Genomic DNA, 12958 nt, shown 5'->3' with positions numbered 1-12958 from the left:
CGGGGGGACCGAGAGCCGTCCTGTCGTCAGGGCTGGCTTTCGTCCAGCGCCAGCACCATGCCCGGGCGCAGGATGGCGTCGGACTTCAGGCCATTGCGCGATAGCAACTGCTGCGGCCTGAGGCCGTACCGCCGCGCGATGGTCCAGGCGGATTCGCCGGCACGAACGGTGTGCGAGCGCCGGGATGCGCTGGCGACGCTGGTGTCCCGCGACGGCGGCGAAGCGCTTGCGGCGGCGCCGATGCCGGCGGCGGACGGACCCGGTCCGGACTCCGCTTCGACCGACGCGTCGGCAAGCCGGGGCGAGGATGCCGCCACGATGCCCCGGGAATCGGGAGCGAGAATCCTGACCGGCTTGTCCAGGCGCGGGACACCCTTGCCCAAGGCCGGATTCAGGCGCTTGAGCAGGGCGCTGTCGTGACCGTTGGCCTCCGCCCAGCGCTCCAGGCTGGCGGCATCGCGGGGCAAGGCGTGCGCGGACAGGCGAGGCACTGGACGGTCCAGCCGTTTCAGCCATTCGCCGCGATCGTCGGCCTGTTCGAAGATGCAGGCCAATGCATGCAGCTTTTCGACGTAGGCGTAGGTGATGCTGGACAACCCGGGCAGCTCGGCCGGGCGGGCGTTCTGCGCATTCATGCCGGCGCGGCGCATCGATTGCAGCACCCGGTACTCGCCGGCGTTGTAGGCCATCACCGCCAGCCGCCAATCGCCGCCGAACATGCCATGGAGGGTCTTGAGGTAACGCACCGCGGCCTGGGTGGAATCCACCGGCGAGAGCCGGCCGTCGTAGCTTTCGCGCACCGGCACACCATGGTTCCGTGCGGTGATGCCGATGAACTGCCACAGGCCCGCGGGACCGCTGGCGTTGCGCGCGCCGGGCTTGTAGCCGCTTTCCACGAAGGGGATGAGCGCGAACTCGGTGGGCAGGTGCGCCTCGCGCAGCGCGTCCACGACATAACCGAACAGCGGTAGCACGTCGTCCGATTTGACCAGTTGGCTCGGCGCATGGGCGAAGTGCTTCTTCCAGCGCGGGCCGGTGGCGGCGGCATCGCATTGCGGTTCGGCCAGGCCGTCGCGGAACCGCTGGTAGATCTCCAGCCCGCTTTCCTGCTGGCTGGGGGGCACCGTGACCAGTTCGATCGGGGGGGCCGAAGGCTGGCTCGCCTGTGCCGGCGACAGTGCCAGGCCCAGGCCGGCGCTGCAGGCCAGCGCGAGCAGGCCGGCTCGCAGGCCAGGAAGCGGGCCGCGCCGGTTCATGCGCGGAACTGGTCCTTCCAGCGCCGCAGTTCGGCGAAGGTCTCGACCCGGTCGGTGGGCGCGCGCCCCAGCCGGTGCGCCACGGCCGCGCGCACGGCCTCGCTGTCCACCCGCAGGAACGGGTTGGTCGCGGTTTCCTGGGCCAGGGTCGACGGCAGGGTCGGACGGCCGGCTTGGCGCATGGCGTGGACTTCCTCGGTTCTGCGACGCAGGGCCTCGTTGGCGGGATCCACCGCGCGGGCGAATGCGGCGTTGGCCAGGGTGTACTCGTGGCCGCAGCAGACCGCGGTCGAGCCGGGCAGGGCGGCCAGGCGGTCCAGCGACCCCAGCATCTGGGACGGCGTACCTTCGAACATGCGCCCACAGCCCAGGCTGAACAAGGTGTCGCCGCAGAACAGGTGATCCTGGTCCTGGCCTCCGCCCAGATAGGCGATGTGGCTGCGGGTATGGCCGGGCACGGCCAGCACCTCCAGGCGCCAGTTCTTCAGCGCCACGCGGGCGCCGTCGCCCACCCGCACACAGTCGAACGGAATCCGCTCGTCCTCCGGCGCGTAGACCGGCAGGGTCGGCCAGCGGGCGCGCAGTGCCGCCACGCCGCCGATATGGTCGTTGTGGTGATGGGTCAGCAGGACCGCCGCGGGCCACAGGCCCTGGTCGGCGGCGGCCAGGACCGGCGCGGCGTCCCCGGGGTCCACGATCAGCGCATCGCCGTCGTCGTCGGCCAGCGCCCAGATGTAGTTGTCGTCGAAGGCGGGCAGGGCGGTCAGGCGCATGGGCGATGGTTTTGGGGAGGGACGCTGGAAGGGTCGTCCACTACAATCCCGAACATGCCTGCCTTCGAGTTCAGCCGTCAACCCGATGCCCTGGCATGGTTCGATGCCGGGCGCGGGCAGGCCCTGCTGGCAGCCGAGACCGTCGCCGCCGGCCAATGGCTGACGCTGCGGCCGGCCCAGCCGGCGCTGTGGCTCTCCCCGGCCCCGGCGCGCCCGCCGGTCGTGCTCCACGGCTTCAGCCGGCAGTTGTGGCTGTGGCGGCATCCGGACGGCTTCAGCGGCGATCTGCGCTGCGAACTGCCCCTGCCGCTGCCCAGCGAGGCCTTCGGCAGCATCGTCGTCCAGCACGTGCAAGAGGCCGGTTCGGCGACGGATCTGCTGGGCGAGTGTGCGCGCGTGCTCGCCCCCGGCGGACGCCTGCGCCTGTACACGCTCAACCCCCTCAGCCCGTACCGGTGGCGCTGGCGCGGTGCCGCCCTGCGGGTCCGCGATGCCGCCAGCTGGCAGGGCGCGCTTCGCCAGGTCGGCCTGCACCCGCTCGCCGCCGGAGCCGGCTACCAGGGGCCGCTGCTGCGCGGCACCGCGATGGCGCCGCACCTTTCCTTCAACCGGTTCCGCGCGGTCTGCGTGCTGGAAGCCGAAAAACGCGTCGCCGCCCTGATTCCGCCCGCGCCGGCCCGGCGTCGCTGGAACACCGGCGCGGCGCACGCCTGAACCCACAACGCACAGGAAGCAATGAAGCAGATTTCCATCCATACCGACGGCTCCTGCCTGGGCAATCCCGGGCCCGGGGGCTGGGCCGCCCTGTTGCGCTACCAGAAGAAGGAGCGCGAACTTTCCGGGGGTGAAGCCCAGACCACCAACAACCGGATGGAGTTGATGGCGGCGATCGTGGCGCTGGAGACCCTCACCGAGGGATGCGCGGTCGCGCTGTACATCGATTCCCAGTACGTGCGCCAGGGCATCACCGAATGGATGCCCAACTGGGTGCGGCGCAACTGGAAGACCGCCGCCGGCGACCCGGTCAAGAATCGTGATCTGTGGGAGCGCCTGCACGAGGCGACCCGGCGCCATCGCATCGAATGGCACTGGGTGAAAGGCCACAACGGGGACCCGGACAACGAACGCGTCGATCAGCTGGCGCGCATGCAGGCGCTCAGGTTCCGAGACGGCGGCGCGGTAAAGTAAGCGGCATGAATCTTTCACCCGTGCTCGAAACCGAGCGCCTGCGCCTGTTCGAGCTGTCGGAGCATGCACCCGGCGATACCGCCTTCGTGCTGGAACTGCTCAACGACCCGGATTTCCTCCGCTACATCGGCGACCGCGGCGTGCATTCGCTGGCGCAGGCAGTCGACTACCTGCGCGACGGACCGGTGGCGAGCTACCGGCTCAACGGTTTCGGCCTGTATCGGGTGGAACGGCGCGAGGACGGCGCGGCGGTGGGCATGTGCGGGTTGATCAAGCGGCCGCCGCTGGCGCATCCCGATCTCGGTTACGCCCTGCTGCCGCGTTTTCGTGGCCATGGTTACGTGGCCGAGGCCGCGCGGGCAGTGCTCGCTGCGGCGCGCGAACAGGGCATCGCCACCGTGCTGGCGGTGGTGGACCCGGACAATGCGGCCTCGATCCGGACCCTGCAGGGCCTGGATTTCGGGTACCGTGAAATGGTCCGGCTGGCGGCGGACGACATCGAACTGAAGTTGTTCGCTTGGCAATCAGACAAGCAATAGGCAAGACAGACGCATGCGACAGATCATCCTCGACACCGAAACCACCGGCCTGGAATGGAAGAAGGGCAACCGCATCGTGGAAATCGGTTGCGTCGAACTGCTCGAACGCCGGCCCACCGGCCGCACCTACCACCAGTACATCCATCCGCAGCGCGAGTTCGAGCAGGGCGCGGCGGAGGTCACCGGCCTGAGCCTGGATTTCCTGTCGGACAAGCCGCTGTTCGCGCAGATCGCCGACGAGTTCCTCGCCTTCATCGACGGCGCGGAACTGATCATCCACAACGCCGCGTTCGACGTGGGCTTCCTCGACTACGAACTGTCGTTGCTGGGCGAGCACTACGGGCGCCTGCAGGATCGGGTGACCGTGGAGGACTCGCTGCTGCTGGCGCGCCAACGCTTCCCGGGACAGCGCAATTCGCTGGACGCGCTGTGCAAGCGGCTGGGCGTGGACAACACCCATCGCCAGTTGCACGGCGCGCTGCTCGACGCCCAGCTGCTCTGCGATGTCTACCTCGCGCTGACCGCCGGCCAGCGGGAAATCGGCTTTGCCGGCCTGGACGAACCGAGTTCCGGCGCGGCGGTGGTGGCGGCCGATTTCAGCGGCCTGGCCGCCGGCCCGCGCCCGCGCGTGCAGATCGGCGAGGCGGAACAGGCCGCGCACGAGGCGCGCCTGGAAAAACTGCGCAAGAAAGCCGGCAAGGCGTTGTGGGACGAACTCGACACCCCGGCCATGGCCGAAACCGCCATCGCCTGAATCTCAGGGCGGAGCAGGCAACATACCTCGTAGCGCCGAGCTTGCTCGGCGAACCGGGGCGGAGATCCGGGGGCAAGCGGAGCAAGCTCCGCTCTACGTCAGTGGCAGCGCACCAGGATGGCGGTGACGTTGTCCGAACCACCGCCATCGAGGGCCGCGGCGATCAGGCAATCCACGCATTCCTGCGCGCTGCAGTCGGACAGCCTCAGGGTGTCCGCGATACTGCGATCGTCCACTTCCTCGGTCAGCCCGTCGCTGCACAGGAGCAACTGCATGCCCGGACGCAGTTCGCCGGTGAGGGTTTCAACGTTGAGATGGGTCGGATCGGTCACGCCCAGCGCCTGGGTCACCACGTTGCGGTGTGGATGCGAGCGTGCCTGTTCGCTGGTCAGCGAACCCTGTGCGATCAGTTCCTGCACGTAGCTGTGGTCCTGGCTCAATTGGGCCAACTGGCCGTCGCGCCACAGGTAGGCGCGGCTGTCGCCGACCCACGCCACCTCGAAACGGTTGCCCTGGACCCGCGCGGCGACCACCGTGGTGCCCATCGGCAGGGTGTCGTTGCGGCGCCGGGAGGTGCGGATGATTTCCTCGTCGGCGATGCGGATGGCCTGGTGCAGCGGCGTGCCATCGCGGATCTCGCGCACGATGGTCTCGCGCGCCAGCGCGCTGGCCACCTCGCCGCAGGCGTGCCCCCCCATGCCATCGGCCACCAGCCACAGTCCCAGCTCGCTGTCGCCGTAGTAGGTGTCCTCGTTCAGCTCCCTTCTGAGGCCTACGTGGGTGATGTGCCCGAATTCGATCATTGATGTCCTGATGGTGGGAGCGGGGGAGGGAAGTTCCCTGCTGGTTGATACGGAATGATCCGGGCGAAACGGACAGCGGGCAAGCAAAAGCGAGCCCGGGAGAGTTTTCGTTCAGTGGGAAACGACGAATCCGGCCGGAATCTTCAGCTTCGGCTTGTCGGCGGAGGGCCCGACCCGTATCATTCACGCCCCCGGCCGCGCGTCGGGGACCACCGGAGAGGTGGCAGAGTGGTTGAATGTACCTGACTCGAAATCAGGCATACGTTAATAGCGTATCGGGGGTTCGAATCCCCCCCTCTCCGCCAGATACGCAAGGGCCCCCGCAAGGGGGCTTTTGCGTATCTGGCGGAGTGTGGGGATCTGGAGAGAACCCCGACGGGTTCGACAGAACGGCGCAGCCGTTCTGCACGGCGAAGCCGCCCGCAGGGCGAGGCACGCAGTGCCGAGTGAATCCCTCTCCGCACCTTACAGGGCCCCCGCAAGGGGGCTTTTGCGTTTCGGGAACTTCTCAGACCCGACCAGTCACCGGAATCAGCGCGCCGGTGATCGCGGCGGCCGGTTCGGACAGCAGGAACCGGACCACCCCCGCCAGTTGTTCCGGGGTCACCCAGCGCGAGGTGTCGGCGTCCGGCATGTCGGCGCGGTTGGCGGGGGTGTCGATGATGCTGGGCAGCAGCGCGTTGACGGTGATGCCGCGATCCTTGAATTCCTCCGCCATCGCCTCGGTAAGGCGCGCCACGCCGGCCTTGGAGGCCGCGTAGGCGCCCATGCCGGTGCCGGCCTTGACTGCGCCGGCCGCGCCGATATTGACGATGCGGCCGCCGCCGGCGGCGAGCAGGAACGGCAGCGCGGCCTGGCTGGCGGCCACGGCCGTGCGCAGGTTCAGCCGGTAGAGCCGGTCCCAGGTGTCCAGGCTGCCTTCGGCCAGGGTTTCCCAGTGGAAGCCACCGGCGATGTTCACCAGCGCGCCGATGCCGCCGAGCGCCTGCCTGGCCTGCTCCAGCGCGGTCCTTGCCGCCTCGGCATCGGCCAGGTCGATGCCGCCGAAGGCATGCACGCCGGCGGTGGTTTCGGCGGGAGCGGGCGCGTGATCCAGCGCTGCCACCGTCGCGCCCGAAGCGACCAGCGATTGCACCACCACCCGGCCAAGCGCGCCGAAAGCGCCGGTGACGACAACCCGTTGGGCCGATGAATTCATGGAGGACATCCCGATGCGGAAAGCGACCATGTTAGCGCCGTGCGAGCGGGCGTGTATCCGCCATCCGGTACACTGGCCGTCCCGTTTTCGCGGTGCCGCGCCATGTCCGAAATCCTCGTCCCCGTTTCCTTCGGCGAACTGCTCGACAAGATCGCCATCCTGCAGATCAAGTCCGAGCGGATGAGCGACCCGGCCAAGCTGGCCAACGTGCGCAACGAACTGAGCGCACTGGAAAAAACCTGGATGGCGCATCCGGCGGCGGTCAACAACATCAGTGAACTGCGCGCCCAGCTCAAGGCGGTCAACGAGCGCCTGTGGGTGATCGAGGACGACATCCGCGTCAAGGAGAAGGCGCAGGCCTTCGATGAGGAATTCGTCCGCCTGGCGCGCAGCGTCTACTTCGAGAACGACGAACGCGCGCGCATCAAGAAGGACATCAACCTGGCGCTGGGCTCCAGCTACGTGGAAGAGAAGTCCTACCAGGACTACAAGACCGGCGCGACGCCGTAACCACCGCGCGCGGGACTACACCAGGCAGGTCGGTTCCTGCGTGCCGAATCCCCGCGCCAGATCCCACACCATTTGCGCCGCGGGTATCGCCTGCGTGCCGGACACGTTCTGGCCGGCCCACAGCGGCGAATAGTCGCCGCTGCCACGCGCCTCGGCCGCTTGCCGCAAGGGCGCCATGGCCGCGCTTGCGAGCGGAAACGCGGGCGCGTCAGTCGCCATCGGCCCCAGCGTGCGCATCGCGTGGTTGACGATGCCGCGCGCGGGACGTCCGGTGAACACGTTGGTCAGCGCGGTGTGCGCCGCCGCCGGGCTTTGCAGGGCCGCGCGGTGCAGCGGACCGGTATCGGCCTCGGGGCATAGCAGAAAAGCGGTGCCGACCTGCACGCCCGCCGCGCCCAGCGCCATCGCCGCCGCCACGCCGGCCGCGTCGGCGATGCCACCGGTCGCAATTACCGGGCAACGCACCGCTGCGACGATCTGCGGCAACAGGGTGAAGGTGCCGGACTGGGTGGTGAGGTCGTCGGTGAGGAAAAGGCCGCGGTGCCCGCCGGCTTCCAGTCCCTGCGCGATGATTGCATCGACGCCGCGCGTCTCCAGCCAGCGCGCTTCCTCCACCGTGGTGGCCGAGGCCAGCAACTTGCAGCCCCATTCGCGCAGCGGCGCGATCAGCGCCTCATCCGGCAGCCCGAAATGGAAGCTGATCACGGGCGGGTGCAGTTCGCGCACCAGCGCCAGCAGATCGGCATCGAAAGGCCGCCGTCCCGCGCCGGCCGGAAAGGCATCCGGATCCAGGCCGAAGCGGGCGTAGTCGGCGGTGAGTCTGAGCCGCCAGGCGGCTTCACGCGCCGGATCCGGTTGCGGCGGCGCATGGCAGAAGAAATTGAGATTGAATGGCGCTTCGGTCTGCGCGCGGATGGCCGCGACTTCCGCGCGGACGGCGTCCGCTGACAGCATCGCGCAGGGCAGGGCGCCTAGGCCACCGGCCTGGCTCACTGCAATGGCCAGCCGGCTGCCCTGCACGCCGGCCATTGGTGCTTGCAGCAGCGGCAGTTCGATTCCGAGCAGCGTGGCGAGCGACATGGCGGATTCCCGGTGCGGCGGATCCGGAATTATGCGCCCGCAATCATGTCAGCGCGCGGTATCGGCCCGATAGCGTTCGAACGCCGCGATCGCATCTTCGACGGTGACCAGATCCATCACCTCGTCGAACTCGATCTTGGTGCCCCACTTCAACGCGTCGGCCGGTTTGCCAAGGTATTTGCGCGCGGCGGCGTCATAGCGGTCCACGCAGTAGCGGATATCCGAATAGGGGCCGCTGCGGCGCGGATTGCTGGCCGCGTGCAGGCCCAGCACCTTGGTGCCGACCGCGTTGGCGATATGCATCGGGCCGGAGTCCGGCGTGACCAGCAGGTCGGCGCGCTCCAGCAGCGCGGGCAACTGCTTCAGCGTGTCCTTGCCGACCAGGTCCAGGGCCGGCGCGCGCATCGCGGCGAGAATCGCATCGGTGGTGCTGCGCTCCAGATCGCTGCGACCGCCGCACAGCACCACCCGCCAGCCGTGGCCGGCGGCGTGATCGGCGAGCGCGGCGTAACGATCGGCATGCCAGTTGCGGCGCACGTGGCTGGAGCACGGGGAAATCATCAGCACCGGCGCCCCGTCCTGCGGCCATTGCGCGGCGGCCCAGTCGCGCGCTTCCCGCGGATAGGGCAGGTCCCAGATCACCTGGTCCTGTTTCAGGCCCAGCGGTTCGCAGAAGCTGCCGATCGCGTCCAGTACATGGATGCCCGGGCGGTCGGGGATGCGCTCGTTGATGAAGAGGCCATGCAGATCCTTGGAGCGCGCGTGGTCGTAGCCGATGCGCCGCCGGGCCGGGATGAAGGCCGACAGCACGTTGGCGCGCAGGGCCACCTGCATCTGCAGCAGCACGTCGAAGCCGCCGGCCGGCAGCTCCCGGCGCAGGGCGCGCATGCCGGCTAGGCCGCTGCGCTTGTCGTAGGTGTGGAAGGTCACGCCCTCCAGGCCGTCCAGCAGCTTGTGCCCGGCCTTGTCGATGACCCAGTGCAGGCGGGTCCGCGGCCAGTGCCGCTGCAGGGTGCGCACCAGCGGCACCACGTGGGTCACATCGCCGAGCGCCGACAGGCGCAGCAGGCAGATCGATTGGGGGATGGCGGACAAGAGTTGTTAGACTCGCTGGATGGTCAGTTTCGACGCCACGGAATCCCTGACGCCGTTCCGCGAAGGCCGCGGATACGGTGCGATTCTGTTCGACCGCCAGCACCTGCGGCAAGCCAATCCGGACTGGTTCGTGCCGGAGAAGTGGGGCGATCGCGCCCAACCGGTCGGCGACGGCGGGCGCGGCGGGGCCTGGTTCATCGAAGCGCCGTCCAGCCAGTGCGTGCTGCGGCGCTACCTGCGCGGCGGGCTGGCCGCGCGCGCCAGCCGGGACCGCTACCTGTGGCGGGGCCCGGACAAGACCCGCAGTTTCGCCGAGTTCCGGCTGATGCGCGCGCTGCTGGCGCGCGGCCTGCCGGTGCCGCAGCCGGTCGCGGCCCAATACGTCCACGAAGGCATGTTCTACCGCGCCGCCCTGCTGATGGAGCGGCTGGCCGGGGTGACCTCGCTGGCCACCCTCGCGCAGGAACTGCGCGCACCCTGGGAAGAGGCCGGCCGGCTGATTGCCCGCTTCCACCGGGCCGGGCTCCAGCATGCCGACCTCAACGCCCACAACATCCTGTTCGACGAGCAGGGCAAGGGCTGGCTGATCGACTTCGATCGCGGCCGCCTGCGCATTCCTGCCACCGGCTGGCGCGAACAGAACCTGGCGCGCCTGCTGCGCTCGTTGCTGAAGCTGCGCGGATCGCGGTCCGGCGAGGACGTGCGCCAGGACTTCGCCCGCCTGCGCCGGGCCTATGATCAGGCCTGGTCACGGGGTTTCTGAGATGGACTGGCGGCTGCGCTTCCATGGCGTGGGCAGTGCGACGGCGGTGGCGCTGGGGTCGGCGATGGCCACGATCGAGCGCGACGGCCGCCCCTGGCTGACCATCGACTGCGGCGGCGAAGGCCTGACCGCGTTTCTCGAACACTATGGCGAATGGCCGCAGGCGCTGTTCGTGACCCATGTGCACCTGGATCATGTGGCCGGCTTCGAGCGCCTGTTCGTCGGCCACTATTTCGAGCCTTCGCGCCGGGGCCGCGTACGCCTGTACGTGCCCGCGCCGGTGGTGCCACTGCTGCACCAGCGCGTGGGCGAGTATCCCAATGTGCTGGCCGAGGGCGGCGCCAATTTCTGGGACGCGTTCCAGCTGATTCCGGTCGGCGGCGCGTTCTGGCACGAGGGTGTGCGGCTGGAGGCATTTCCGGTGCGCCACCACTGGCCGGAGACCGCGTTTGGCCTGCGCCTGCCCGGCAGCCTGGTGTGGACCGGCGACACCCGGCCGATTCCGGAGATGCTGGCGCGCTTCGCCGATGCCGATGAAGTGATCGCGCACGATTGCGCGCTGCACGGCAATCCCTCGCACAGCGGGATCGAGGATCTGGAACGCGAGTACCCGCCGGCGTTGCTGGCGCGCTGCGTGCTGTACCACTACGCCAGCGCCGCCGATGGCGCGGCGATGCGCGGGCGTGGTCACCAGGTCGCCGAACCCGGGCAGACGCTGTCGTTGAAGCCGCTGCGCGATGGGATGGAAGCGCGGTGAACGCGATCCCGCCGCCGCCGGAAGATCGCCTGGGCCGGCCGTTGCGCGACCTGCGCCTGTCGGTGATCGAAGCGTGCAACTTCCGCTGCGGCTATTGCATGCCGGCCGACCGGGTGCCGGACGACTATGGGCTGGACGCCGCCTCGCGGCTGTCCTTCGACCAGATCGAAACGCTGGTGCGTGCCTTCATTTCGCTGGGCGTCACCAAGCTGCGCCTCACCGGCGGCGAGCCGCTGCTGCGCAAGGGCCTGCCGGATCTGGTCGCCCGCCTGACCCGCCTGCCGGGCCTGGACGACGTGGCGCTGACCACCAACGGCACGCTGCTGCGCGCGCAGGCGGCGGCATTGAAGCAGGCCGGCCTGCGTCGCCTGACCGTCAGCCTGGATGCGCTGGATCCGGACGTGTTCGCAGCCATGTCCGGCGGCCGCGGCCGCGTGCAGGACGTGCTGGCCGGCATCGACGCGGCGGTGGCGGCCGGATTCGAGCGGCTCAAGATCAACTGCGTGGTCCAGCGCGGCCTCAACGAGCGGCAGGTGCTGCCGCTGCTGGAACACTTCCGCGGCAGCGGCCACGTGGTGCGCTTCATCGAGTACATGGACGTGGGCACCCGCAACGGCTGGCGGCGCGACCAGATGGTGCCGTCGGCGGAACTGCGCGATCGCATCGCCGCGCGCTGGCCGCTGCATCCGGTGCAGGCCAACTACCGCGGCGAGGTGGCCGAGCGACACGCCTTCGACGACGGCCAGGGCGAAATCGGTTTCGTCAGTTCGGTCAGCGCGCCGTTCTGCGGCGACTGCCACCGGGCGCGGGTGTCGGCCGACGGCCACCTGTACACCTGCCTGTTCGCCAGCGAGGGTGCCGACCTGCGTTCGGCCCTGGCGCAGGGCGAGCACGAGCTGACGACGCACGTGGCCTCGCTGTGGCGCTCGCGCGAGGACCGCTACAGCGAGCAGCGCGGCCAGACCGGCGCCCGCCATGGCCGGCCGGTCGAGATGTACCTGATCGGCGGCTGATCCCGGATGTGCGCCGCCCGCGCCGGACGCTACCATGTGCGGCCTGGACCGCACGCCGACCCATGAAGAAACCGACCCTCGCGCTGACGCACCTCGACGCCGCCGGACGCCCGGCGATGGTGGATGTGTCCGCCAAGCCGGCAACCGCGCGCGAAGCGATCGCGGAATGCCGGGTGAAGTTTCCGGCCGCCGTCGCGCAGCAACTGCGTGCCAATGGCCTGCGCAGCGCCAAGGGCGGCATCGTCGATACCGCCATCATCGCCGGCACCATGGCGGTCAAGCGCACGCACGAACTGATTCCGTTCTGCCATCCGCTGCCCATCGACGGCTGCCGCATCGCCATCGACTGGCATGACGAGCGCAGCCTGGACATCCGCTGCTCGGTGCGCACCATTAATCGCACCGGCGTGGAGATGGAGGCGTTGACCGGCGCCACCGTGGCCGCGCTGACCGTGTACGACATGTGCAAGGCGCTGTCACACGCCATCGTGCTGGGACCGGCGCGGCTGCTCGGCAAGCGCGGCGGCAAACGCGACGTGGGGACGCTGGCATGAGCCGGCGGCTGATCGTGCGTTACTTCGCCAGCCTGCGCGATGCCGCCGGCGTGGCCGAGGAAACCCTGATCACCGGCGCGCCGGATCTGCGCGGCGTCTACGCCGAGTTGCAGGCGCGCCACGGCTTCCGTCTGCCCGTCGCCCACCTGCGCGTGGCGGTGGACGGGGATTTCGCCCGTTGGGAGGACGCACCGCGCGAAGGCAGCGAGGTCGCGTTCATTCCGCCGGTGAGCGGAGGCTGAGCCATGCCGCGTTTTGCCCTGAGCGACATTCCGTTCGATCCGGCGCCGTTGCGCTCGGCGTTGCTGGACGAGCGCGCCGGCGCGTTCGCCGCCTTCGAAGGCTGGGTGCGCAACCACAACGATGGCCGCGCCGTGAACGGTTTGCGTTATGAAGCCTATGTGGAACTGGCGGAGAAGGAAGGCGAGCGGATCCTGGCCGAAGCCTGCGAACGGTTCGCCATCCACGACGCGCGCTGCGTGCACCGGATCGGCGAACTGGCCATCGGCGACCTCGCGGTCTGGGTCGGAGTGAACGCCGGCCATCGCGACGCGGCCTTCGCCGCCTGCCGCTGGATCATCGACGAAGTGAAATCGCGCGTGCCGATCTGGAAGCACGAACGCTATGCGGCCGGCGATGCCGGCTGGCTGCACCCGACACCGACAACGGATTGAG

At 69.3% G+C, this 12958-nt stretch carries 17 protein-coding genes and 1 tRNA gene; 12 read left to right on the top strand and 6 right to left on the bottom strand.

All coding sequences use genetic code 11. The features are described from left to right. Nucleotides 1-26 precede the first annotated feature (26 nt). Nucleotides 27-1256, bottom strand: coding sequence for a lytic transglycosylase domain-containing protein (locus FHW78_RS03450; RefSeq protein WP_183637709.1), 1230 nt, complete (start codon nucleotides 1254-1256; stop codon nucleotides 27-29). After that, on the bottom strand, nucleotides 1253-2029 hold the full coding sequence (gene gloB, locus FHW78_RS03445; RefSeq protein ID WP_183637706.1) for a hydroxyacylglutathione hydrolase: 777 nt from the start codon (nucleotides 2027-2029) through the stop codon (nucleotides 1253-1255). Before gloB ends, FHW78_RS03450 begins: the two co-directional genes overlap by 4 nt. Before the next feature lie 54 nt (nucleotides 2030-2083). Here gloB and FHW78_RS03440 point away from each other — a divergent pair, with 54 nt between their 5' ends. From FHW78_RS03440 to dnaQ, 4 genes are read left to right on the top strand one after another with little or no spacing between them, the layout of a single operon-like run. Continuing rightward, nucleotides 2084-2743, top strand: coding sequence for a class I SAM-dependent methyltransferase (locus FHW78_RS03440; RefSeq protein WP_255443134.1), 660 nt, complete (start codon nucleotides 2084-2086; stop codon nucleotides 2741-2743). A 21-nt stretch (nucleotides 2744-2764) separates the two neighbouring features. Further along, entirely contained in the window at nucleotides 2765-3217 is a 453-nt protein-coding gene (gene rnhA / locus FHW78_RS03435) for a ribonuclease HI (protein WP_183637704.1), read from the top strand. A gap of 5 nt (nucleotides 3218-3222) precedes the next feature. Then, entirely contained in the window at nucleotides 3223-3756 is a 534-nt protein-coding gene (locus FHW78_RS03430; protein ID WP_183637702.1) for a GNAT family N-acetyltransferase, read from the top strand. Between the two features lie 13 nt (nucleotides 3757-3769). After that, nucleotides 3770-4510 (top strand): DNA polymerase III subunit epsilon, encoded by a 741-nt coding sequence (gene dnaQ / locus FHW78_RS03425; protein ID WP_183637700.1) that lies wholly within the window; start codon nucleotides 3770-3772, stop codon nucleotides 4508-4510. A gap of 98 nt (nucleotides 4511-4608) precedes the next feature. Here dnaQ and FHW78_RS03420 read toward each other — a convergent pair whose 3' ends face one another. Further along, complete coding sequence (locus FHW78_RS03420; protein WP_141456270.1) at nucleotides 4609-5313, bottom strand: PP2C family serine/threonine-protein phosphatase; 705 nt, start codon at nucleotides 5311-5313, stop codon at nucleotides 4609-4611. Nucleotides 5314-5527: 214 nt separating this feature from the next. On the opposite strand from FHW78_RS03420, the gene FHW78_RS03415 reads away from it, so the two are divergent. Next, a tRNA-Ser gene (locus FHW78_RS03415) sits at nucleotides 5528-5618 on the top strand. 203 nt (nucleotides 5619-5821) lie between these two features. Here FHW78_RS03415 and FHW78_RS03410 read toward each other — a convergent pair. Then, nucleotides 5822-6511, bottom strand: a complete 690-nt coding sequence (locus FHW78_RS03410) for an SDR family NAD(P)-dependent oxidoreductase (protein WP_183637698.1) — start codon at nucleotides 6509-6511, stop codon at nucleotides 5822-5824. 102 nt (nucleotides 6512-6613) lie between these two features. Here FHW78_RS03410 and FHW78_RS03405 point away from each other — a divergent pair, with 102 nt between their 5' ends. Further along, the gene (locus tag FHW78_RS03405) at nucleotides 6614-7021 is read left to right on the top strand and encodes a DUF6165 family protein (RefSeq protein WP_183637696.1); all 408 of its coding nucleotides are present in this window, start codon (nucleotides 6614-6616) and stop codon (nucleotides 7019-7021) included. Nucleotides 7022-7036: 15 nt separating this feature from the next. Here FHW78_RS03405 and FHW78_RS03400 read toward each other — a convergent pair whose 3' ends face one another. Continuing rightward, the gene (locus FHW78_RS03400) at nucleotides 7037-8101 is read right to left on the bottom strand and encodes a nitronate monooxygenase (protein WP_183637694.1); all 1065 of its coding nucleotides are present in this window, start codon (nucleotides 8099-8101) and stop codon (nucleotides 7037-7039) included. Between the two features lie 48 nt (nucleotides 8102-8149). Beyond that, the gene (locus FHW78_RS03395) at nucleotides 8150-9196 is read right to left on the bottom strand and encodes a glycosyltransferase family 9 protein (protein ID WP_183637691.1); all 1047 of its coding nucleotides are present in this window, start codon (nucleotides 9194-9196) and stop codon (nucleotides 8150-8152) included. Nucleotides 9197-9215: 19 nt separating this feature from the next. Here FHW78_RS03395 and FHW78_RS03390 point away from each other — a divergent pair, with 19 nt between their 5' ends. The 6 genes from FHW78_RS03390 (at nucleotide 9216) to FHW78_RS03365 (ending at nucleotide 12957) form a co-directional block, all read left to right on the top strand. Further along, nucleotides 9216-9959: a 3-deoxy-D-manno-octulosonic acid kinase gene (locus FHW78_RS03390; protein WP_183637687.1), complete on the top strand. Its 744-nt coding sequence runs from the start codon at nucleotides 9216-9218 to the stop codon at nucleotides 9957-9959. A gap of 1 nt (nucleotide 9960) precedes the next feature. Continuing rightward, entirely contained in the window at nucleotides 9961-10716 is a 756-nt protein-coding gene (locus tag FHW78_RS03385) for an MBL fold metallo-hydrolase (protein WP_183637684.1), read from the top strand. Next, on the top strand, nucleotides 10713-11729 hold the full coding sequence (gene moaA / locus FHW78_RS03380; protein WP_343205529.1) for a GTP 3',8-cyclase MoaA: 1017 nt from the start codon (nucleotides 10713-10715) through the stop codon (nucleotides 11727-11729). Before FHW78_RS03385 ends, moaA begins: the two co-directional genes overlap by 4 nt. Before the next feature lie 62 nt (nucleotides 11730-11791). Beyond that, nucleotides 11792-12283, top strand: a complete 492-nt coding sequence (gene moaC, locus FHW78_RS03375; protein WP_183637681.1) for a cyclic pyranopterin monophosphate synthase MoaC — start codon at nucleotides 11792-11794, stop codon at nucleotides 12281-12283. Then, complete coding sequence (locus FHW78_RS03370) at nucleotides 12280-12525, top strand: MoaD/ThiS family protein (protein WP_183637679.1); 246 nt, start codon at nucleotides 12280-12282, stop codon at nucleotides 12523-12525. The genes moaC and FHW78_RS03370 overlap by 4 nt, the downstream gene beginning before the upstream one ends. 3 nt (nucleotides 12526-12528) lie before the next feature. Then, the gene (locus FHW78_RS03365; RefSeq protein ID WP_183637675.1) at nucleotides 12529-12957 is read left to right on the top strand and encodes a molybdenum cofactor biosynthesis protein MoaE; all 429 of its coding nucleotides are present in this window, start codon (nucleotides 12529-12531) and stop codon (nucleotides 12955-12957) included. The last annotated feature ends 1 nt before the right edge of the window (nucleotide 12958 follow it).

Source organism: Pseudoxanthomonas sp. OG2 (genome assembly GCF_014192765.1).
Taxonomy (GTDB): Bacteria; Pseudomonadota; Gammaproteobacteria; order Xanthomonadales; family Xanthomonadaceae; genus Pseudoxanthomonas_A; species Pseudoxanthomonas_A beigongshangi.
Note: the sequence above shows the minus strand (reverse complement) of the source record. Positions and strands in the feature narration are given on the sequence as shown.

Bases quoted from the DNA above. Each gene is read 5' to 3' on its own strand.
- FHW78_RS03450 (WP_183637709.1), bottom strand. From the start codon at position 1,256: ATGAACCGGCGCGGCCCGCTTCCTGGCCTGCGAGCCGGCCTGCTCGCG.
- gloB (WP_183637706.1), bottom strand. From the start codon at position 2,029: ATGCGCCTGACCGCCCTGCCCGCCTTCGACGACAACTACATCTGGGCG.
- FHW78_RS03440 (WP_255443134.1), top strand. From the start codon at position 2,084: ATGCCTGCCTTCGAGTTCAGCCGTCAACCCGATGCCCTGGCATGGTTC.
- rnhA (WP_183637704.1), top strand. From the start codon at position 2,765: ATGAAGCAGATTTCCATCCATACCGACGGCTCCTGCCTGGGCAATCCC.
- FHW78_RS03430 (WP_183637702.1), top strand. From the start codon at position 3,223: ATGAATCTTTCACCCGTGCTCGAAACCGAGCGCCTGCGCCTGTTCGAG.
- dnaQ (WP_183637700.1), top strand. From the start codon at position 3,770: ATGCGACAGATCATCCTCGACACCGAAACCACCGGCCTGGAATGGAAG.
- FHW78_RS03420 (WP_141456270.1), bottom strand. From the start codon at position 5,313: ATGATCGAATTCGGGCACATCACCCACGTAGGCCTCAGAAGGGAGCTG.
- FHW78_RS03410 (WP_183637698.1), bottom strand. From the start codon at position 6,511: ATGAATTCATCGGCCCAACGGGTTGTCGTCACCGGCGCTTTCGGCGCG.
- FHW78_RS03405 (WP_183637696.1), top strand. From the start codon at position 6,614: ATGTCCGAAATCCTCGTCCCCGTTTCCTTCGGCGAACTGCTCGACAAG.
- FHW78_RS03400 (WP_183637694.1), bottom strand. From the start codon at position 8,101: ATGTCGCTCGCCACGCTGCTCGGAATCGAACTGCCGCTGCTGCAAGCA.
- FHW78_RS03390 (WP_183637687.1), top strand. From the start codon at position 9,216: ATGGTCAGTTTCGACGCCACGGAATCCCTGACGCCGTTCCGCGAAGGC.
- FHW78_RS03385 (WP_183637684.1), top strand. From the start codon at position 9,961: ATGGACTGGCGGCTGCGCTTCCATGGCGTGGGCAGTGCGACGGCGGTG.
- moaC (WP_183637681.1), top strand. From the start codon at position 11,792: ATGAAGAAACCGACCCTCGCGCTGACGCACCTCGACGCCGCCGGACGC.
- FHW78_RS03370 (WP_183637679.1), top strand. From the start codon at position 12,280: ATGAGCCGGCGGCTGATCGTGCGTTACTTCGCCAGCCTGCGCGATGCC.
- FHW78_RS03365 (WP_183637675.1), top strand. From the start codon at position 12,529: ATGCCGCGTTTTGCCCTGAGCGACATTCCGTTCGATCCGGCGCCGTTG.